The sequence below is a fragment of the Stenotrophomonas sp. CASM114 genome (assembly GCF_049384325.1).
Classification (GTDB): domain Bacteria; phylum Pseudomonadota; class Gammaproteobacteria; order Xanthomonadales; family Xanthomonadaceae; genus Stenotrophomonas; species Stenotrophomonas muris.
Map to the genome: position 1 here is coordinate 15,052 of NZ_JBMRGJ010000013.1, position 20,263 is coordinate 35,314.

Annotated in this window: 19 protein-coding genes; 14 read left to right on the forward strand and 5 right to left on the reverse strand. The window is 67.7% G+C overall.

Annotated elements, in window-relative coordinates:
* Positions 1–99: 99 nt before the first annotated feature.
* The 5 genes from VG566_RS13405 to VG566_RS13425 all read left to right on the forward strand — a co-directional run bounded on the left by VG566_RS13405 (position 100) and on the right by VG566_RS13425 (position 5,246).
* On the forward strand, positions 100–1,302 hold the full coding sequence (locus VG566_RS13405; protein ID WP_014645436.1) for a DesA family fatty acid desaturase: 1,203 nt from the start codon (positions 100–102) through the stop codon (positions 1,300–1,302).
* Complete coding sequence (locus VG566_RS13410; protein ID WP_014645437.1) at positions 1,299–1,631, forward strand: EF-hand domain-containing protein; 333 nt, start codon at positions 1,299–1,301, stop codon at positions 1,629–1,631. The genes VG566_RS13405 and VG566_RS13410 overlap by 4 nt, the downstream gene beginning before the upstream one ends.
* 198 nt (positions 1,632–1,829) lie before the next feature.
* On the forward strand, positions 1,830–2,648 hold the full coding sequence (locus tag VG566_RS13415) for a hypothetical protein (RefSeq protein WP_134966937.1): 819 nt from the start codon (positions 1,830–1,832) through the stop codon (positions 2,646–2,648).
* A 76-nt stretch (positions 2,649–2,724) separates the two neighbouring features.
* Positions 2,725–3,537, forward strand: a complete 813-nt coding sequence (gene mutM, locus VG566_RS13420; RefSeq protein ID WP_014645439.1) for a bifunctional DNA-formamidopyrimidine glycosylase/DNA-(apurinic or apyrimidinic site) lyase — start codon at positions 2,725–2,727, stop codon at positions 3,535–3,537.
* A gap of 104 nt (positions 3,538–3,641) precedes the next feature.
* Positions 3,642–5,246: a glucan biosynthesis protein gene (locus tag VG566_RS13425; RefSeq protein ID WP_046427647.1), complete on the forward strand. Its 1,605-nt coding sequence runs from the start codon at positions 3,642–3,644 to the stop codon at positions 5,244–5,246.
* Positions 5,247–5,771: 525 nt separating this feature from the next.
* Here the strand turns inward: VG566_RS13425 and VG566_RS13430 are convergent.
* The 3 genes from VG566_RS13430 to VG566_RS13440 all read right to left on the reverse strand — a co-directional run bounded on the left by VG566_RS13430 (position 5,772) and on the right by VG566_RS13440 (position 7,841).
* On the reverse strand, positions 5,772–6,392 hold the full coding sequence (locus VG566_RS13430; protein ID WP_164110674.1) for a thymidine kinase: 621 nt from the start codon (positions 6,390–6,392) through the stop codon (positions 5,772–5,774).
* 9 nt (positions 6,393–6,401) lie between these two features.
* Positions 6,402–6,971, reverse strand: coding sequence for a hypothetical protein (locus VG566_RS13435; RefSeq protein WP_235650296.1), 570 nt, complete (start codon positions 6,969–6,971; stop codon positions 6,402–6,404).
* 198 nt (positions 6,972–7,169) lie between these two features.
* Positions 7,170–7,841, reverse strand: coding sequence for an SEL1-like repeat protein (locus VG566_RS13440; protein WP_049404934.1), 672 nt, complete (start codon positions 7,839–7,841; stop codon positions 7,170–7,172).
* Positions 7,842–7,940: 99 nt separating this feature from the next.
* Here VG566_RS13440 and VG566_RS13445 point away from each other — a divergent pair, with 99 nt between their 5' ends.
* On the forward strand, positions 7,941–9,917 hold the full coding sequence (locus VG566_RS13445) for a UvrD-helicase domain-containing protein (RefSeq protein ID WP_049404935.1): 1,977 nt from the start codon (positions 7,941–7,943) through the stop codon (positions 9,915–9,917).
* Positions 9,918–10,001: 84 nt separating this feature from the next.
* Entirely contained in the window at positions 10,002–10,526 is a 525-nt protein-coding gene (locus VG566_RS13450; protein ID WP_111205507.1) for a GNAT family N-acetyltransferase, read from the forward strand.
* Positions 10,527–10,657: 131 nt separating this feature from the next.
* Here VG566_RS13450 and VG566_RS13455 read toward each other — a convergent pair whose 3' ends face one another.
* Positions 10,658–11,308, reverse strand: coding sequence for a YceH family protein (locus tag VG566_RS13455; protein WP_046427683.1), 651 nt, complete (start codon positions 11,306–11,308; stop codon positions 10,658–10,660).
* Positions 11,309–11,409: 101 nt separating this feature from the next.
* On the opposite strand from VG566_RS13455, the gene VG566_RS13460 reads away from it, so the two are divergent.
* From VG566_RS13460 to plsB, 5 genes are all read left to right on the forward strand, one after another.
* Entirely contained in the window at positions 11,410–12,333 is a 924-nt protein-coding gene (locus VG566_RS13460) for a 5'-nucleotidase, lipoprotein e(P4) family (protein WP_032962372.1), read from the forward strand.
* Entirely contained in the window at positions 12,330–13,055 is a 726-nt protein-coding gene (gene pyrF, locus VG566_RS13465; RefSeq protein ID WP_032962374.1) for an orotidine-5'-phosphate decarboxylase, read from the forward strand. The genes VG566_RS13460 and pyrF overlap by 4 nt, the downstream gene beginning before the upstream one ends.
* Positions 13,056–13,273: 218 nt before the next feature.
* Complete coding sequence (locus VG566_RS13470; protein WP_241884654.1) at positions 13,274–14,095, forward strand: S1 family peptidase; 822 nt, start codon at positions 13,274–13,276, stop codon at positions 14,093–14,095.
* 316 nt (positions 14,096–14,411) lie between these two features.
* Positions 14,412–15,365, forward strand: coding sequence for a hypothetical protein (locus VG566_RS13475; protein ID WP_014645453.1), 954 nt, complete (start codon positions 14,412–14,414; stop codon positions 15,363–15,365).
* On the forward strand, positions 15,365–18,001 hold the full coding sequence (gene plsB / locus VG566_RS13480; protein ID WP_032962379.1) for a glycerol-3-phosphate 1-O-acyltransferase PlsB: 2,637 nt from the start codon (positions 15,365–15,367) through the stop codon (positions 17,999–18,001). Before VG566_RS13475 ends, plsB begins: the two co-directional genes overlap by 1 nt.
* Positions 18,002–18,088: 87 nt before the next feature.
* On the opposite strand, the gene VG566_RS13485 is transcribed toward plsB, so the two are convergent.
* Positions 18,089–18,292, reverse strand: a complete 204-nt coding sequence (locus VG566_RS13485) for a YdcH family protein (protein WP_032962381.1) — start codon at positions 18,290–18,292, stop codon at positions 18,089–18,091.
* Between the two features lie 91 nt (positions 18,293–18,383).
* Between VG566_RS13485 and ttcA the strand changes: the two genes are divergently transcribed.
* Both ttcA and VG566_RS13495 read left to right on the forward strand, forming a co-directional pair.
* The gene (ttcA, locus tag VG566_RS13490) at positions 18,384–19,304 is read left to right on the forward strand and encodes a tRNA 2-thiocytidine(32) synthetase TtcA (RefSeq protein WP_197561592.1); all 921 of its coding nucleotides are present in this window, start codon (positions 18,384–18,386) and stop codon (positions 19,302–19,304) included.
* 36 nt (positions 19,305–19,340) lie between these two features.
* Positions 19,341–20,246 carry a recombination-associated protein RdgC gene (locus tag VG566_RS13495; RefSeq protein WP_005411825.1) on the forward strand — a complete coding sequence of 302 codons (906 nt, stop codon included), beginning with the start codon at positions 19,341–19,343 and terminating at the stop codon, positions 20,244–20,246.
* The last annotated feature ends 17 nt before the right edge of the window (positions 20,247–20,263 follow it).

Genomic DNA, 20,263 nt, shown 5'->3' on the forward strand with positions numbered 1-20,263 from the left:
GTGCCACGGATGGCGATGCGATACATCGCCGCAGGGATGCAGTTTGCAACGCAAGCGGCCATCATGTCTGCCATCCCCGCGTCGATCCGGAGAGCCGTCATGCCTGATGCCCTGATGTCCCTGTTGACCGGTGGTGTGCTCGGCCTGGGGTGGTGGGCCATGCTGGCAGTGCTGCTGGTCTTCACCCAGATCACCATCTTCTCGGTGACCCTGTACCTGCACCGCAGCCAGGCCCATCGCGGGGTCGATTTCCACCCGGCGCTGGCCCACGTGTTCCGTTTCTGGCTGTGGCTGACCACCTCGATGATCACCCGCGAGTGGGTGGCCATCCATCGCAAGCACCACGCCAAGGTGGAGACCGAGGACGACCCGCACAGCCCGGTCACCCGCGGCATCGGCAGGGTGTTCTGGCACGGCGTGGAGCTGTACCGGGAGGCACGCGGCATGCGCGCGGACATCGAACAGTACGGGCGCGGTACCCCGGACGATGCGATCGAGCGCCACCTGTATACCCCGCACGCCACGCTGGGCCCGGTGCTGCTGCTGGTGATCAACAGCGTGCTGTTCGGCCTGCCCGGCGTGGCCCTGTGGGCGATCCAGATGGCATGGATCCCGTTCTGGGCGGCCGGCGTGGTCAACGGCCTGGGCCACTGGTGGGGCTACCGCAACTACGAGTCTGCCGATACCTCCACCAATCTCACGCCGTGGGGGTTCTGGATCGGTGGCGAGGAGCTGCACAACAACCACCATGCCTTCCCCAGCTCGGCGCGCTTCGCGATGCGGCGCTGGGAATTCGACATCGGCTGGAGTGCGATCCGCCTGCTGCAGGCGCTGCGCCTGGCCAAGGTGCTGCGGGTGGCACCGGCCATGGACGTGCGTCCGAACATCGCCGTGCCCGATGCCGAGACCCTTAAGGCGCTGCTGTCGCACCGCTTCCAGGCGATGACCGACTACCAGCGCAATGTGTTCATGCCGGCCCTGCGCGAGGAAGCCGCCCAGGCCGGAGCCAAGCTGCGCCGCCTGCTGCCGCGCCGGCTGCGCCGTGGACTGGTCAACGATGGTCGCTGGCTGAAGCCGGACAGCCGTGCCCAGCTCAGCGCATGGGTGGCACAGCGCCCGCGCATCCGCACCCTGGTTGAGTACCGCGCGCGGCTGGCGGCGTTGCTGGAAGCCCGAGGCCACGACGCCGCCGAGCGCCTGCACCAGTTGCAGGCGTGGTGCCGCGAGGCCGAGGAAAGCGGTATCGCGGCGTTGCAGGCCTACGCCGCACGCTTGAAGGGCTACAGCCTGGTGGGCGCATGAGGGCAGGGTACGGGCTTCTGCTGGCGGCACTGCTGCCGGGCGCGGCGCTGGCCCAGGTCACCGACACCGCCAGCTATCTGCAGCGGATGGACAGCGATGGCGACGGCAGGGTCAGCGAGGCCGAGTACGTGCAGTGGATGCTGTATGCCTTCGACCGCATGGACCGCAACGGTGATGGTGTGCTGACGGCCGAGGAGCTGCCCGGTGGCAAGGGCAGGGCGATCAGCCGCGAGCAGCAGCGGCAGGTGATCGTGCAGCGCTTCCACAAGCAGGATGCCAACGGTGATGGTTTCCTGGATGCGCGCGAACTGGCGGCGCCTCCGCGCTAAAGATTCCCGGCGTGCTGCCGATGGTGGGTTCGACGCGATCCCGGGTACCGGTCGATCCGCACGGGTAAGGCGATCTGGCATGTCGATCGCGATGGATCGCGGTAGGGGGAAGGACATGGAAGGGAGTGCGGTGCCATTGCGATGATCGATGCCGAACGGAATCGCCTGCACTGGCCCGACACGACCCAAGGATCCCCCATGAAATCGAACCCACCGCTGCTGGCGGCCGCGCTGCTCGGCAGCCTCGTCATCGCCTCGCCTGTGCTGGCCAACGAGCCACCCCCGACCGCCCCGTCCGACACGGCGACGGCTGCAGACGTTCCCGCCGCTGATGCCGGCGTTGTCGCCGCCGTGGCGGAGCTGCCTGCCTGGGAAAGCCGGGTGCCGGTGAGCGTAAAGCTGCAGATGGGCGCGGATGGCCAGCCAGTCGGCGACAAGACGCTGCGCCTGGTGCAGCGTTCCACCACCGGCAAGCTGGTGGCCGCGCAGGTTGCCGTGTCATTGTTTTCCGGCACGCTCGTCGGCAGCTCGTTCAAGAAGGACCAGCTGAAGGGAACCCGGGTGGAGACCGTTCCGAACCCGGCCTTCGGTTACCTGCAGGACCAGGTGCGCATGCGCCTGGCCGAGTACTTCACCGCGCATCCGGGCGCCGTGCCGGCAGAGGTACGGCCGGTGCAGATCACCGCCGATGGCTTCACCCTGATCTACAAGGAACTGGGCGATGCCGATACCCAGTACGAGCTGCGCCAGACCCAGCACGTCGGCTTCCCGTATACCCGCAAGCTGTTGCGCCTGGTCGGTGGCGAAGGCGTGCAGTGCCAGGTCGACGCACCGGTGGCCGCACCCCTGGAAGCCTGGCAGGCCGACGACTATGCGTTGGTCAAGCAGACGGCCGAGCGCTACAGCGACCAGTGCCTGGCCCGGTTCGTGGAAACGCTGCCGTCGCTGTTCCCGGACCGTTCCGCCGCTGCGGCACCGGTTCCGGCGGAGCCTGTGCGCGCCGGCCAGGGCGCCTGACACCGGTCGATGCCGGGGATCATTCCCCGGCATCGACGGCCAGGTGCCGGCCGCAGAGCGGGGATAGAATCCCTGCATGCCTGAACTGCCCGAAGTCGAAACCACCCGCCGCGGCCTGGCGCCGCACCTGCAGGGCCGCCGCGTGCATGGCGTGATCCTGCGCCGCGCCGACCTGCGCTGGCCGATTCCACCGGAAGTGGCCGAGCTGCTGCCGGGGCAGCGCATCGAGGACATCCGCCGCCGCGCCAAGTACCTGCTGCTGGATACCGCCATCGGCAGCGCGGTGCTGCACCTGGGCATGTCCGGCAGCCTGCGCGTGCTGCCCGGTGACACACCGCTGCGCGCCCACGACCATGTGGATATCAGTCTGGACAACGGCCGCCTGCTGCGCTTCAACGACCCGCGCCGATTCGGCAGCCTGCTCTGGCAGCCCGCCGGTGAGATCCACCCGCTGCTGCAGGGGCTGGGCCCGGAGCCACTGGACGAGGGATTCGACGGCGACTACCTGTTTGCGCGCAGCCGTGGCCGCAGTGCGCCGGTGAAGACCTTCCTGATGGACCAGGCGGTGGTGGTGGGCGTGGGCAACATCTACGCCGCCGAGAGCCTGTTCAAGGCCGGCATCAGTCCGCTGCGCGAGGCTGGGAAGATCTCGCGCGAACGCTACCAGCGGCTGGCCGACGCGGTGAAGGAGATCCTGGGCTATGCCATCACCCGTGGCGGCACCACCCTGCGCGATTTCATCAGCCCCGATGGCGCGCCGGGCTACTTCGAACAGGAACTGCTGGTGTACGGCCGTGACGGGCTGCCCTGCCCGAACTGTGGCCGCGCGCTGAAGCACGCCACCATCGGCCAGCGCGCCAGCGTCTGGTGCAGCCACTGCCAGCGCTGAGCCGCTGCCAGCGGCAGCTGAACGGGCAGGGCGCGTCTCCGCTGCCCGTTAACGTTTGTCTGCCTATGATGGCCGACCTTCCTCCCTGTGCCTGACGCGCCTGCATGCAACGACGCGACTTCATCCGCAATGCCTCCCTCGCCCTGGCTGCATTCGGCCTGCCGTCCCTGCCCGCGTGCGCGGCCAGCAGGAGCGGCCAGATGGGCCTGCGCCGCCTCGGCCAGCCGCAACCGTTCGACTTCGCTACCCTGAAGGGCCAGGCGCGCGCGCTGGCGCAGGCGCCCTACAAGAGCCACAAGCGGGTGCTGCCGGGCCGTCTGGAAGGACTGGACTGGGACCAGTACCAGTCGATCGGCTACCGCCAGGACCATGCGCTGTGGGCCGACCAGCCCGGCAAGTTCCAGGCCAAGTTCTTCCACCTGGGCCTGTACTTCCATTCGCCGGTGCGCATGTTCGACGTGGTCGACGGCAAGGCGCAGGAGCTGGCCTATGACGGCGCGGCGTTCAACTACGGCAAGAGCGGCATCAAGGATGGCGAGCTGCCGGCCGACCTCGGCTTCGCCGGCTTCCGCCTGAACACCCGCAAGGACACTGACCGCGACTTCGCCGCCTTCCTCGGCGCCAGCTACTTCCGCGCGGTCGGCAAGGAAGGCCAGTACGGCCAGTCCGCGCGCGGCCTGGCGATCGACACCGGGATGGGCAAGCCGGAGGAATTCCCGGATTTCATCGCCTACTACCTGGAACAGCCATCGGCTGATTCGGACACGATCGTGGTCTACGGCCTGCTGGATTCACCCAGCGTGGCTGGCGCCTATCGCTTCGCGATCACCAATGGCGACGTGCTGCTGATGGACATCGACAGCGCGCTGTACCCGCGCAAGCCGATCGAGCGGCTCGGCATCGCACCGTGCACCAGCATGTACCAGGTGGGCGAGAACGACCGCCGCATGGCATGGGACTGGCGCCCGGAGATCCACGATACCGATGGCCTGTCGCTGTGGACCGGCGCTGGCGAATGGATCTGGCGGCCGCTGCTGAACCCGCGCAACCTGCGCTTCAACATGTTCGTGGACCGCAACCCGCGCGGCTTCGGCCTGCTGCAGCGCGACCGCAACTTCGACCATTACCAGGACGACGGCGTGTTCTACGAGAAGCGCCCGTGCCTGTGGGTGGAGCCGAAGGGCGAATGGGGCGAGGGCTCGGTGCAGCTGGTGGAGATTCCCACCGTGGACGAGACGTTCGACAACATCGTGGCGTTCTGGAACCCGAAGGATAAGCCGCAGCCGGGCCAGGAGCTGCTGGTCGGCTACCGCCTGTACTGGGGCGCCGAACCGCCGGCGCGCCCGCCGCTGGCGCACTGCGTGGCCAGCCGCACCGGCCTGGGCGGTGTGGTCGGCAAGAAGCGCGAGTACTTCAGCTGGCGCTTCGCGGTGGACTTCGAAGGGGGCGAGCTGGCCAGCCTGATCGACAAGGGTGAGGTCGAGGCGGTGGTGGAAGCCAGCCGTGGCCGGGTCGAGATCGTGTCGGCGCGCCCGCTGCGCGAGATCAACGGCTATCGCGCGATGTTCGACCTGGTGCCGCCGGAAGGCAGTACCGAGCAGATCGACATCCGCCTGTTCCTGCGCAGTGGTGGCAAGACGCTTACGGAAACCTGGCTGTACCAGTACACCCCGCCGCCGGCGGGTGCGCCGGAGCGCACGCTGTACTAAGAGGGGGTTGGGTTTGCAGGGCTTGCAGCCCTGCACCTGCAGAGGCCAGAGCAACAGCAACAGCCGAAGCAGAAGCTGGTTTCCTGAGGGTAGGCGGGGTGGGTCCGGTGGCGGGAGACGCCGTAAACCCGTCCCTGGGGGCTTGGTCGCGGCATCCATGCCGCGAACACTCCCGCCACCGGACCCACCCCGCCTTCGACAGACCTCCGCGATCTGTCGGAATTGCTCATGGGGTCAGATCCGTTTTACGAAGGAAAACGGATCTGACCCCGGAATTTCATTCGATATCTGACAGATGTGTCGACCAAGGTCGACACCTACCAACAGCCGCGGCCAACTGTCAGAGGTGGGGCGGTGTCGGAGTGCGGGGTGTCAGCCGCATGGATGCGGCTGCCAAGCTTACAGGGACGTACTTGCAGCGTCCCCGCACTCCGACACCGCCCCGCCATCCCACGGAATGCCCGCTGTTGCCGTTGCTGTTGTCTCTGCAGGTGCAGGGCTGCAAGCCCTGCAAAAGAACACCCCTTACAGCGGCAGCGGCGCCTGCGCCGGGTCGATCCGCCCTTCGCCGCGGGTGATCTTCTTGAACTCCGCACGGCTGACCGACACGTAGCGGTCGTTGCCACCGATCTCCACCTGCGGGCCATCCTGCACGGCGTGGCCATGCTCGTCCACGCGCACGGTCATGGTCGCCTTCTTGCCGCTGTGGCAGATGGTCTTGATCTCCTGCATCTCGTCGGCCCAGGCCAGCAGGTACTGGCTGCCTTCGAACAGCTCGCCGCGGAAGTCGGTACGCAGGCCGTAGCACAGCACCGGAATTCGCAGCTGGTCGACTACCTCGCTGAGCTGCCAGACCTGGGCCCGGGTCAGGAACTGCGCCTCGTCCACCAGCACGCAGCCCATCGGGCCGTTGGCCGCCAGATCCTGCTCCACCCAGCGCTCCAGGTCGGTATCGCGGTCGAAGGCCATGCCATCGGCGCGCAGGCCGATCCGCGAGGCGACCACGCCGGCGCCGGCACGGTCGTCCAGGCGTGGGGTCAGGATCGCCACCCGCATGCCGCGCTCGCGGTAGTTGTGTGCGCTCTGCAGCAGGGTAGTGGTCTTGCCGGCGTTCATCGCCGAGTAGTAGAAGTAGAGCTTGGCCATCGGCCAATTCTAGTCGCCCCCCGGCCCGCCGTCGCGGATCTGCTGCGGCGCACCGATCTCGATGCTGGGCGCAAGCGCTGGCCGCCAGTAGTTGTCCTGCAGGCACCAGTAGTCGGCGGCCTTCCAGTAGTCGTTGTCGTAGACGATGTTGCCTGGCGTTGCGATGCCCTGCTCGTCGCCGCGGCGCTGCACGACGACCAGGGCCGAGCTCACGTAGCCGACGCGGCTGCCGGTGATCTGCCGGCGCCCGTCGCTGAGCGCCCGTTCCATGCGGGGCTTGGCTACGCGGTCGCCATAGTCGGCGTATACCTGTTGGCCGCGCTCGATCGCCTGTGCCTGCTGCAGCGGATCAAGGCGTGCCCAGTAGTGTTCCCGCAGGACCAGGAAGTCGTGGTACATGCGCTCGGCGGCCAGGTCCATCCAGATGTAGGCCATCACCGGGTCCGGCGCAGTGCCGATACCCGCCTGGTACAGCCTTGCCACCATTGCCTGGGAGAACTTGTCGGCGTAGCGTGCCGAGCGTTTGTAGTAGACCAGGGCCCTGGCGGGCTGTTTATCCTGTTCGGCCCGTTGGGCCATGCTTCGCCAGAAGAGGTCCGGGTGCGAATCGAAAAACCCTCCGGTCAGGACGGTGGGCGGAATCCGTCGCGGGGCCTCAACCGGACATTCCTTTGCGGCGACGGCAGCGGCCGTCGACAGAAGCAGCAACAGGCAGAGTGGAGCGTGTTTCGCCTTCATGATCGCCCTCCTGGCCATGGTCATGGAAAAAAACCAACGTCATCGCCCCGACTTCGCCAACGCCTCGTCCTGCCATTGCCGGTAGGCCACCGGATCCCAGTAACGGGCCAGCTGGTGCTTCTCCGGTTGCAGCACGCGCGGCCCGGCATCGCCGCGGCCCTGGCTGCGCATGGCGCCGCTCCAGCCGGCGCGGCTGCCGGTCTGCTGCATGCTGCCGGCGCGCAGTTCGCGTTCCAGCCGCGGTGTGGCGGCGGGGTCACCGAACTCGGCGTACAGCGCGCGGCCCTCGCGCACCGCGCGCTCGCGTTCGTCGGCGGACAGCGCCTCCCAGAAGCGTTCGCGCTGCACCACCAGCCACTCGGTGCCGCGCTCGGCCGCCAGGTCCATCCACGCGTAGCCCAGGGCGCGGTCAGCCGGGCCGCCTTGCCCGTTCCAGAGCATGTCGGCCAGCGCTGCCTGTGACAGCTTGTCGCCGTAGCGCGCGGCATTGCGGAAGTCGATGCGGGCTTCTTCGTGGCGGCCCCGTTCGCGGGCCTGCATGCCGAGCCCACGGAAGCGCAGGTCCGGATGGTAGATGAGGAACTCGTGCGACTGCAGCACGATCGCTTCATAGGCATCCGTGCGCGGCGGCGGGCCGGACCCGGCCGCAGGCAGGGCCAGCAGGCCGAGCAGGGCGGCCGCAAGCGGACGGGCGATGACAGTCGGGGACATGGACCACGCTCCTGTGTTCCGGTGCCGATTCAATACCTTACGGGCGGGCGCCATGCAAGTCAGGTGGGCCTGCCGGCACCCCGCTACAATCCTGTCCCCATGCACGGTCTGAATCCTCCCCAAGCTGCCGCGGTCCTGCACGTCGAAGGCCCGTTGCTGGTGCTCGCCGGCGCCGGCAGCGGCAAGACGCGCGTGATCGTGGAGAAGATTGCCCACCTGATCGGCTGTGGCCGCTACCCGGCCCGCCGCATCGCCGCGATCACCTTCACCAACAAGTCGGCCAAGGAAATGCGCGAGCGTGTGGCCAAGCGCCTGCGCGAGCAGGACGCCGACGAGGTGACCATCTGCACCTTCCATGCGCTGGGCCTGAAGTTCCTGCAGATCGAACATGCGGCCGTGGGCCTGAAGCGTGGCTTCTCGATCTTCGATGCCGATGATGCCGCTGCGCAGATCAAGGACCTGATGTACGGGGCCAAGCCCGACGACATCGAGGACATGAAGAACCTGGTGTCGCGCGCCAAGAACGCCGGCCTGTCGCCCGAGCAGGCGATGGCCGCCGCGCGCAGCAACCGCGAGAAGGAAGCGGCCAGCGTCTACGAGCGCTACCAGCTGCGCCTGACGGCGTTCAATGCGGTCGACTTCGACGACCTGATCCGCCTGCCGGTGCAGATCCTGGAAGAGAACCCGGAGATCGCGCTGGCCTGGCGCGAGCGCATCGGCTACCTGCTGGTGGACGAATGCCAGGACACCAACGACGCACAGTACCGCCTGCTCAAGCAGCTGGCCGGTGAGAAGGGCAACTTCACCTGCGTGGGCGACGATGACCAGTCGATCTACGCCTGGCGCGGCGCCAACCCGGAAAACCTGCAGCAGATGGGGCGTGATTACCCCGCGCTGGAAATCATCAAGCTGGAGCAGAACTACCGCTGCTCCAACCGCGTGCTGCGTGCGGCCAATGCGCTGATCGCCAACAACCCGCACGAGCACCTGAAGAAGCTGTGGAGCGACCAGGCTGACGGCGAGCGCATCCGCGTGTGGGAATGCCGCAACAGCGAACACGAAGCAGAGAAGGTCGCTGCGGAGATTGCCTTCGTGGCGCAGTCGCGCAACGTGCCGTGGAGCGACTTCTGCATCCTGTTCCGCGGCAACTTCCAGTCGCGCCCGCTGGAAAAAGCGCTGCAGCTGCTGCGCATCCCCTACCACCTGACCGGCGGCACGATGTTCCTGGAGCGCCAGGAAGTGAAGGACACGCTGGCCTGGCTGCGCCTGCTGGTGAACCCGGACGACGACACCGCGTTCATGCGTGCGGTGCAGTCACCCAAGCGCGATGTCGGTGCCGGCACGCTGGCCAGGCTGGCCGAACTGGCGCAGGAGAAAGACATGCCGATGGCGCAGGCCGCCGAGGCGATCGGCGCCCTGCAGCAGTTGCCGCCGCGTGCGGCCAACAGCCTGGCGCGTTTCACCGACATCCTGCGCGACCTGCGTGCGCAGATGCGCCAGGTCAGTTCCGGCGACATGATCCGCAAGGTGGCCAAGGAGTCCGGCCTGCTCAGCGAACTTCGCCAGCAGGCCAAGGAAGAAGCCAGTTACCAGCGCCGTGCCAACAACATCGAGGAACTGGCGCAGTGGTTCGAGGGCGGCCCGCGCGGTGCCACTGCGGCCGACTTGGCCGGACAGCTGGCGCTGCTGTCGCGCAGCGACAAGGACGAGGGCGGCAACCAGGTGCGCATGATGACCATGCATGCCTCCAAGGGCCTGGAGTTCCCGTACGTGTTCATCGTCGGCTGCGAGGACGGCGTGCTGCCGCACCAGGTCAGCCTGGACGAGGGCAACCTGCAGGAAGAACGTCGCCTGCTGTACGTGGGCATCACCCGCGCCAAGATCCAGCTGTGGATGAGTTACAGCAAGCTCACGCGCAAGTTTGGCGAGCACGTGCGGCTGAAGCCGAGCCGGTTCTTCGATGAGATCCCGGCCGAGGAGATCCAGCGCGATGGTGCGGACCCGGTGGCCGATGCGGCGCGGAAGAAGGAGCGGGCGAGTGCCGGGTTGGCGGCGATCGAGGCGTTGTTCGATTGACCGGGGCCGGACCGCTTCCCGATGGGAAGGGATCCGATCCCAGCTCACGGCTCTACAATCGGTTTTTCCATTGGAGGTCTGCGCGTGCATCCGATTGAAAGTGAACGCCTGCGCCTGCGTGCGATCGAACCTGATCGCGATGCGGAGCCGATGCTGGCGCTGTTGAACGATCCGGGTTTCCTGCGCTTCATCGGCGACCGTGATGTGCGCAGTGAGGCGCAGGCGCGGGAGTACATCGCGCTGCGGGTACTGCACAGCTATGCGTTGAACGGGTTCGGCATGTATGCCATCGAGCGCTTGTCCGATGGTGCCTGGCTGGGCAACGCCGGGCTGGTGCGGCGTGATGGCCTGCCGGGGCCGGATATCGGCTATGCGGTGCTTTCGGAATTTGCCGGGCAGGGCTATGCCGGCGAGGCGGCGCGGGCAGTGTTCGCGCATGCACGCGGAGCGCTGGGCCTGCACGATCTGTATGGCATCACCGACCTGGACAACGTGGTGTCCGGAAAGATCCTGCTGGGCCTGGGCATGCAGGAACGCGGGGTGATCCAGCTGCCGGGCGTGGACAGCCCGAGCCGGCTGTATGCCACGCCGGGCGCGGCCGAGGTTTGATCATGGTGGGTGCCGACAGTTGGTCTGCACTGCATCGGCAGGACATCCGGTAGTGCCGGCCGCTGGCCGGCAACCCGGGATAGCACTGGGGTCAGAGCCCGCCTTGCGGGATCCGACCCCAGTAGATTGCTTCAGACGCGCAGTTCGGCCAGCTGTGCCTGCAGCTCGGCCACGGCCGCTTCCAGCTGGGCCACGCGCTCGGCCAGGCCCGGGTCGGCCGCATCGCTGCTGCCGCTGCTGCTGGCGTACTTCGCCGCCAGCGCCGCGCCATCCACCTCGCCGCACAGCAGGTGCATGTAGCGGTCTTCGCGCTGGCCACTGGCACGCGGCAGCACCACCAGCAGCGCACGCTGCTGCAGGCGCTCGATGGCATGGCGGGCTTCGTCGGTGTCGGCGAAGCGGTGCAGGCGCTCGCTGCGCGTGACCAGCTCGCCCAGCGTCTGTGGACCGCGCAGCAGCAGCAGCGCCAGCAGCACGGTCTGCTGCCGGGTCAGGTCCAGCGCGGCCTGCAGGCGGTGTTCGTAGCGATCGGCGCGCGAGGAGAAGTGCTGGCGGGCCAGGCCCAACGCCTCCAGCTGGCGCAGCGCGTGCTGCACGCTGCCAGCGTCCACGTTCATCACCGGCTCGCGCGCGGTCTTCTGGTTGGCCGCCGATTGGGCCGCGTTGACCGTCAGCGGGTAGGTGTCCGGGGTGGTCGCCTCCTTCTCCACCAGGCAGCCCAGCAGGCGGGCCTGCACGGCGTCGAGCAGGGGGACGTCAGGGGTCTGGGCGGAATCGGTCATGGCGGCCTCCGGAAGGGCAACGGGTCAACCGCCAAGCATAGCCGTCCCGGGGCCGGCTTTGCCGGTAAAATGCGCCGGTATATCTGATTGCCGGTGAATCCATGCGTCGTCCCGTTTCCCTGTCCCTGACCCTGCTCGCCACTGCGGCGCTGGGCCTGTCCGCCTGCAAGCGCGTGGAGGCGCCTGCCGCCGAAGCCGCGGCCCCGCAGGCGCCCGCCGCCGCCGCCAAGGCCGACGGCGCGCTCGATGCCACGGCCAACGACAACCTCAACGCAGTGCTGTGGATGCAGCGCGCGCAGGAGTACAGGGCGATCACCGAGCAGACCTACCGCGCCGCCGCCGACCACCTGGATGCGGCGTTGAAGGAAGCCCACTGGGATGCGCTGGTGCCGGAAGAGCGCGGCAACGACGCCAAGGGCCTGAAGCCGGCCGTGGTGCTGGACGTGGACGAGACCGTGCTGGACAACTCGCCCTACCAGGCGCGCCTGGTGCGCGACGGCAAGGAATACGACGAACTGACCTGGGACCAGTGGGTAGCCGAAAAGAAGGCCAAGGCGATCCCGGGCGTGGTCGACTTCGCCAAGGCCGCCAATGCCAAGGGCGTGACCCTGCTCTACATCTCCAACCGCGCCGTGCACCTGAAGGACGCGACCCTGGCCAACCTGCGCGAGCAGGGCCTGCCGGTGGCCGACGACAGCGTGTTCCTTGGCCTGGGCACGGTGGTGCCGGGCTGCGAGCAGGCCGGCAGCGAGAAGAACTGCCGCCGCCGCCTGGCAGGGCAGAAGTACCGCGTGCTGATGCAGTTCGGCGACCAGCTGGGTGACTTCGTCGAAGTGACCGCCAACACCAACGACGGCCGTGACGCGCTGCTGCAGCAGTACCACGACTGGTTCGGCGAGCGCTGGTGGATGCTGCCGAACCCGACCTACGGCGGCTTCGAGCCGGCGCAGTTCAACAACGACTACAGCCAGTCGCGCCAGGCCCGCCACGACGCCAAGCGCGCCGCCCTGGACTACGCCCCGTGAGCCGCGCACCGCTGCCGTTGCGCGCCGATGAGCGCCTGATCTTCGCGCTGGACGTGCCTGATCGCGTGCAGGCACTGGACTGGGTCGATCGCCTTGGTGACAGCGTGGCGTTCTACAAGATCGGCATGGAACTGCTCGCCTCCGGCGAGTACTTCCAAGTGCTGGATGAGCTGGCCCGCCGCGACAAGCGCGTGTTCGTCGACCTGAAGTTCTTCGACATCCCGGCGACCGCTGCAGCGGTGATCAAGCGCCTGTCGCAGTGGCCGGTCAGCTACGCCACCATCCATGGCTGGCACCCGGCGATGATGGAGGCCTGCGCGGCCGCCAACAGCAGCGACATGCGGCTGCTGGCGGTGACTGTGCTGACCTCGATGGGGCGCGCCGATCTGGCGCAGATGGGCGTCGACCGCGAGCCGGTGGACGTGGTGGTCGAACGCGCGTTGGCCGCCCAGGCAGCGGGCGTCGATGGCGTGATCGCCTCGGGCCAGGAGGCTGCACCGATCCGTGCCGCGACCGGTAGCGGGTTCTCGATCGTCTGTCCGGGCATCCGTCCCGGTGGTCCGGTCGGCGATGACCAGAAGCGCACCGTTGGCGTGGCCCAGGCCTTCGCCGATGGCGCCGACGCCATCGTGGTCGGACGCCCGATCCGCCTGGCGGCTGATCCGCAGGCCGCTGCGCGGGCAATCCAGCAGGAAATCGCGTCGGCTCTGGCTGCACGCTGAGCCCACCGCTGACGCCGGTCACGCCGGCACCACGAACGCCATTCCGATCCATGCGGGATGGCGTTCGCAATTGTTGGCCTGCGACTGTCGCAGGCAGCGCATTGCACCGAAACTGTGCGCGCGTTCGCGCTGCAGGCTTCATCCCTGCTTCCCAATCGATGCACCGGCACGGACCGCGGCCGCGCCGGTTCCAACCATTGATAGAGGAGTACAGGGATATGTATCGCAGCACCTCTTTGTTCATCGGCCTGTTGTTGGCCGCGTCCGCCGTACCCGCCTTCGCTGCGCCGCAGGTGCGCGAAGCACCGCGCATCATCGGCGGTGAAGCAGCGCCGGCTGGCGAGTACCCGTTCATGGTCAGCATCCAGGGCATCTTCGACGGCGATTCGGATCATGACCGCCACTTCTGCGGGGGCACCCTCATCTCGCCTTCGTGGGTGCTGACCGCCGCGCACTGCATGCAGGGGGAAGCGCCGGGCGGCATCGCCGTCGTCGGCAACGCGGCGGCCCTGTCCACCGAAGCCTCGCCCCGCGCCTCCAACGTCAAGGCGATCCACGTCCATCCGGCATTCAACAGCGGCAACTCGCTGGAGCACGACCTGGCCCTGATCCAGCTCAACGCCCCCCTGGACGGTGCACAGCCGGTGGCGCTGCGGCTGCGGCCCGACGCCAGTTATCTCAAGCCGGGCCGCGAATTCACCGTGATCGGCTGGGGCGACACCGACATCGGCGATGGCCGGGTCTACCCGACCCAGCTGCAGACCGTGCAGGTGCCGTTCGTGGCATTCGACGAATGCCAGCAGGCCTACGGCGGGGAACTGTCGCGCGGCAAGGTGATCTGCGCCGGCCGCGAGGGCATCGACAGCTGCCAGGGGGACTCCGGCGGGCCGCTGCTGCTGCGCCTGCGTGAGGGCTGGACCCAGTTCGGCATCGTCAGCTGGGGCGAGGGCTGCGCGCTGGCCGGCTATCCGGGGATTTATGCCCGAATCGCCGAGAAACACGCCGTAGATTTCATTGAATCCGTCTGGCAGCACGATTGATTCAATAAAATCAAATACATACATGGCATTACGTGAAGTGTTGCCTTAACTTGAAGGGCAGCGTAGGATCGCCGCCATCCGGTCCTCGGACCGGACATGTGCCACAACACTGTCCTCCGGCCCCGTGCCGGTTTGAAGAGCCTGTGATCCCCGTGATCCGGGCTCTTTTTTTATCCCGCTGGTGGTTCTGGGGTCAGATCCCTTCTGCCTGCCGGCAGAAGGGATCTGACCCCCTTGGTTGGAAACGTGACCGCACGGCTTGCCGCTGTCACGTCGCAGGCCGCAAGATGCGGGCCGGTCCGGGGAGTCCGAGTGCATGAGCGTGGCGGTGCGAGGAAGGTCTGCGCGTGGATGGGGGCTGGCAGCGATGCTGCTGCTGGCCGTTGCGGCATGCCGCGAGTCTGTGAACGATCCGGCCAGGCCGGCGGCCGAGCCGGTGGCTGCGGTGCAGGCGATGGCGTTGCGCCTGGCCGAAGATGATCTGGTCGGCTACGCAAAGCTGTCGGTACCGCCAGGCCAGTATCAGCGGCTGCAGCAGGCCTGGGCGGAGGGACACAGCCAGTGGCCGCTGACCGAGCTGCCGCTGGGGGACCAGCTGCTGCCGATGCTGGCCGCGCTGCGCAAGCCCGATGCCAGCACCGAACTGCAGCGCAGCTTCGACCGCCAGCTGGCCGGCCAGGCCAGCGCCGTGCGCCAGGCCGCGCAGTCGATGGGCAATTTCGGGGTGCAGTACCTGCGCCATCAGAAGGGCTACACGCCCGGCCAGCAGGCCCATTACATCGCCCTGGTCGAAACCCTTGCTGTCTGGGCGCAGGGCGCGCCGATCAGTGACCGCGCCCGTGCACGCAGCACCATCGCCGCGCTGGTCGGCGCGGCCGGCAAGGTCGGCTTCGATGACGAGGCTGGCCTGCAGGCGGCTGGCATGGAGGGCAGCCTGCAGCAGCTGGCGCCGTTCATCCACACCCTCAAGGCGGTGCTTGGCAGCTACGGGCTGGGCGTGGATGACGCGCTTCGCAGCGTACGGGGCGAGCTGCTCTCGGTGGAAGGCGACAATGCGCTGGTACGCCTGCACTACGACCTGGCCGGCCGCGAGATGAGCCTGCAGCTGCCACTGAGCCGGCGCGAGGGCCACTGGTACCTGACCCGTACCCTGGCCGACACCGACGCGCTGCTGCGCAAGGCCGACGCGGCCCGCGCGGCTGCGTCGCCGGCAGCCGCTGAAGCCCCCGCCGAAGGTGGGGAAGCGGCAACGCCGCCGCCTAAGCCATAATGGCGCCGATGTCGAAACAGAACCCGCTGCCGTTCCCCGGCGAAGAATCCCAGTCGACGCCCGCCGATACGGTGCCGGCGTCCCCCTCGACCGGTACCGGCCCGAACCCGGTACCGCCGCCCGCGCACGCGCGTCCGGCCGGCCGCCGCCCGCTGTGGGCTCGCCTGCTCGGCCGCCTGGTCGAGCCGTGGCTGTCGCTGAAGATCGAACCGGAAGACCCGGGCCAGTACAACGATGGCCGCCCGGTCATGTACGTGCTGGAAGACTACGGCCTGTCCAACGCGCTGATCCTGGACAAGGCCTGCCGCCAGGCCGGCCTGCCGTCGCCGCTGGTGCCGCTGGCCGGTGACCCGACCGGCCGCAAGCGCGCCTACCTGGCGCTGTCGCGGCGCAGCTCCAGCAACTCGCTGATTCCCGAGCAGCGCGGCGCCAAGACCCACTCCGACTCGCTGGCCAAGGTCCTGCAGGCGCACCGCGTGCGCGATGACCTGGACGTGCACCTGGTGCCGGTGTCGATCTTCGTCGGCCGCGCCCCGGACAAGCAGAGCGGTTGGTTCGCGGTGCTGTTCTCGGAAAACTGGGCACTGGTCGGCCGCTTCCGTCGCCTGCTGGCGGTGCTGCTCAACGGCCGCAGCACCATCGTCCGCTTCGCCCCGCCGATCTCCCTGCGCAACACCGTGGATGAAGGCCTGGAGCCGGAGCGCACGGTGCGCAAGCTGCAGCGCGTGCTGCGTACGCACTTCCGACGCATCCGTGAATCGGTGATCGGCCCCGACCTGTCGACCCGGCGCCTGCTGGTGGATCAGGTGCTGGCCGCCGAGCCGGTACGCGAAGCGATCGCCGCACAGGCCAAGCGCGACAACTCAAAGCCGGCCGATGCCTGGAAGAAGGCACACGCCTACGCCTGGGAAATCGCTGCGGACTATTCCAGCCCGGTAGTGCGCTCGGCCAGCTTCATGCTCAGCCACGTGTGGAACCGCATCTATGCGGGCGTGCTGGTGCACCACCTGGACAAGTTCAAGGCCGCCGCGCCGGGGCACGAAGTGGTCTACGTGCCCAGCCACCGCAGCCACATGGACTACCTGCTGCTGTCCTACCTGCTGTACGACCGTGGCATCGTGCCGCCGCACATCGTGGCCGGCATCAACCTGAACCTGCCGGTGGTCGGCACCCTGCTGCGCAAGGGCGGTGCATTCTTCATCCGCCGCTCGATCCGTGGCAACGCGCTGTACTCGGCGGTGCTCAGCGAATACGTCGCGCAGCTGGTGGCCGGCGGCTACTCGCTGGAGTACTTCGTCGAAGGCGGCCGCTCGCGTACCGGCCGGCTGCTGCAGCCCAAGGGCGGCATGATCTCGATGACGCTGCGCGCGTTCCTGCGCCAGCCGCGCAAGCCGGTGCTGTTCCAGCCGATCTACATCGGCTACGAGAAGCTGATGGAAGGCGGCAGCTACCTGGACGAACTGTCCGGCCGGCCGAAGGAGAAGGAATCGATCTGGTCGCTGCTGTGGGGCATCCCCAAGGTGCTCAAGCAGAACTATGGCCAGGTGGTGGTGAACTTCGGCGAGCCGATCGCGCTGAACGACGTGCTGGCCGAGAAGGCGCCGGAGTGGAAGGGCGAGGCGGTGTCCGAGGACGAAAAGCCGGCCTGGCTGTCGACCACGGTGGACACGCTGGCCGAACGCATCCAGGTGCGCATCAATGGCGCCGCCGACGTCAACCCGATCAACCTGCTGGCGCTGGCCCTGCTGTCCACGCCGAAGCACGCGATGGGCGAGGCCGACCTGATCGCGCAGATCGAACTGTGCAAGACCCTGCTGGTCGAGATGCCGTACTCGGACCGGGTGACGGTGACGCCGCACTCGCCGGAGCGGATCATCGCCCACGCCGAGGAAATCAACGTCCTCACCCGCATCAAGCACCCGCTGGGCGATGTGCTCAGCGTCAGCGGCGACACCGCAGTGCTGCTGAGCTACTTCCGCAACAACGTGGTGCACCTGTTCACCGCCTCGTCGTGGGTGGCCTGCTGCTTCCAGAACAACCGCCGCATGAGCCGCACCGGCCTGGTCCAGCTGGGCCGTACGGTGTACCCGTTCCTCCAGGCCGAGCTGTTCCTGCCGTGGAGCGAGGACGAGTTCGCCCAGCGCATCGACCGGACCATCGATGTGTTCGTGCGCGAGGGCCTGCTGCAGAACGTCAACGATGACGACGGCGGCATCCTGGCGCGCAACACCGGGCAGACCGACGAGGTGTTCCGCCTGCGCGCGATCGGCCATTCGCTGCAGCAGGCGTTCGAGCGCTATTACATTGCCATCTCGGTGCTGGTGAAGAACGGCCCCGGCGTGCTCGGCGCTGCCGAGCTGGAAAGCCTGTGCCAGCAGGCCGCGCAGCGGCTGAGCCTGCTCTATGCGCCGGCCGCGCCGGAGTTCTTCGACAAGTCCCTGTTCCGTGGCTTCATCCAGAAGCTGCGCGAACTGCGCCTGGTGTGGCCGGACGAGAACAGCAAGCTGCTGTTCGACGAGCGCCTGGATGCCTGGGCCAAGGATGCCAAGTTCATCCTGGGCCGTGAGCTGCGCCACACCATCGAACGGGTCAGCCCGGAAGCGGCCCGCCCGGACGAGCCTGCGCCGCAGGATTGAAGGCAGCGCCGGCCATGCGGTGGGTGTGGACCTTGGTCCACACCTCCCAGCCGTGCCAACCAAGGTTGGCACCCACCAGGACGGTCTTTAGGCCGGCTCGTCGGGAATCTGCAGGCTTTCCAGCCTGGCGATGCAGTCCTTCAGCTGCAGCTTGCGCCGCTTCAGGCGCTTGGACTCCAGCTCGTCCTCGCCGTTGGCGGCCATGCGGGTGATCTGTTCATCCAGCAGGCGGTGCTCGGCGCGCAGGGCGACGAGGCGCTCGACGATCTCGGCGGGGCTGTAGGTGTCCACAGCCTCCGAGCATACACAGCGATGATGACCGCCGGGAGAGGGGAATCCCGATCCCCGGCCGGGGCGGCTCCGAGCCGTTAGAATGGAACCCATGAGTGCCGTGATTTCCCTTCCCGATCCCCCACCGCGCGCCGCCCGCGATCCGCGCGTGGCCGAGCGCGAGCAGCACAAGCTGGCCAAGCGCCTGCGCCGCCAGGTCGGCGAGGCGATTGCCGACTTCGGCATGATCGAGGCCGGCGACAAGGTCATGGTGTGCCTGTCCGGCGGCAAGGACAGCTACACCCTGCTGGACGTGCTGCTGCAGCTGCAGAAGAAGGCGCCAGTGCCGTTCGAGCTGGTGGCGGTGAACCTGGACCAGAAGCAGCCGGACTTCCCCGAGCACGTGCTGCCGGAATACCTGGCAGGCCTGGGCGTGCCGTACCACATCATCGAGCAGGACACCTATTCGGTGGTCAGCCGGGTCATCCCGGAAGGCAAGACCATGTGTTCGCTGTGCTCGCGCCTGCGTCGTGGCGCGCTGTACAACTACGCCGAGATCCACGGCTTCACCAAGATCGCGCTGGGCCACCACCGCGACGACATGGTGGCCACGTTCTTCATGAACCTGTTCCACCACGCCAAGCTGTCGGGCATGCCGCCGAAGCTGCGCAGCGACGACGGCAGGCACGTGGTGATCCGGCCGCTGGCCTACGTGCGCGAGAGTGACATCGTCGAGTACGCGCAGGCACGCCGGTTCCCGATCATTCCCTGCAACCTGTGCGGCAGCCAGGAGAACCTGCAGCGCCGCCAGGTCGGCCTGATGCTGAAGCAATGGGAAAAGGACCACCCGGGCCGCATCGAGCAGATCGCGCGCGCCATGGGTGAAGTCCGGCCCTCGCAGCTGGCCGACACCACCCTGTTCGACTTCATGGCGCTAGGCCGTCGCGACGACGCGCCGCTGCCCGACGCCCATGCCTGGCTGGCCGGCTCCCCGGCCGACGCCGACGCAGATCCCGAGACGCCCACCGTTTAAGGTCGGGCGCCCTTCCTCTTCGCCATCCGGAATTCCATGTTCTTTCGCAACCTGACGTTCTTCCGTTTCCCGACCACCACCGATTTTTCCGAAGTCGACACCCTGCTGCCGCACGCCCTGCTGAAGCCGGTCGGTGCGCTGGAAATGAATTCGCGCGGCTTCATCTCGCCGTTCGGCCGCGAGGAGAAGGAACTGCTCTCCCACCGCATCGCCGAACACCTGTGGCTGACCGTGGGCGGCGAGGACAAGATCCTGCCGGCGGCGGTGGTCAACGACCTGCTCGAGCGCAAGCTGGAGGAGATCGAGGAGAAGGAAGGCCGCCGCCCGGGTGGCCGCGAGCGCAAGCGGATGAAGGACGACCTGCTGCATGAACTGCTGCCGCGCGCCTTCGTGAAGTCCTCGCGCAATGATGCCTTCATCGACCTGCAGCACGGCTACGTGGCGGTGGATACCTCCAGCCGCAAGACCGGCGAGTACTTCATGTCCGACATCCGCGGCCTGCTCGGCAGCTTCCCGGCGATGCCGCTGAACGCCGAAGTCGCACCGCGTTCGATCCTGACCGGCTGGATCGCCGGCGAGCCGCTGCCGACCGGGCTGAGCCTGGGCGAAGAGTGCGAGATGAAGGATCCGGTGGAAGGCGGCGCCGTGGTCAAGTGCCAGCACCAGGAACTGCGCTGCGACGAGATCGACAAGCATCTGGACGCCGGCAAGCAGGTGACCAAGCTGGCGCTGATCTTCGAGGACAACCTGTCCTTCGTGATCGGCGACGACTTGATCGTGCGCAAGCTGAAGTTCCTCGACGGCGCACTGGACCAGCTGGAGCATGCCGACGAAGACGGCCGCCGCGCCGAGTTCGACGCCCGCTTCGCCCTGCAGAGCGCCGAGATCCGCCGCCTGTTCCTGTTGCTGGAAGAAGCGTTCAAGCTCAGCAAGGCTGACTGAACAGGCACCCTGTGGGC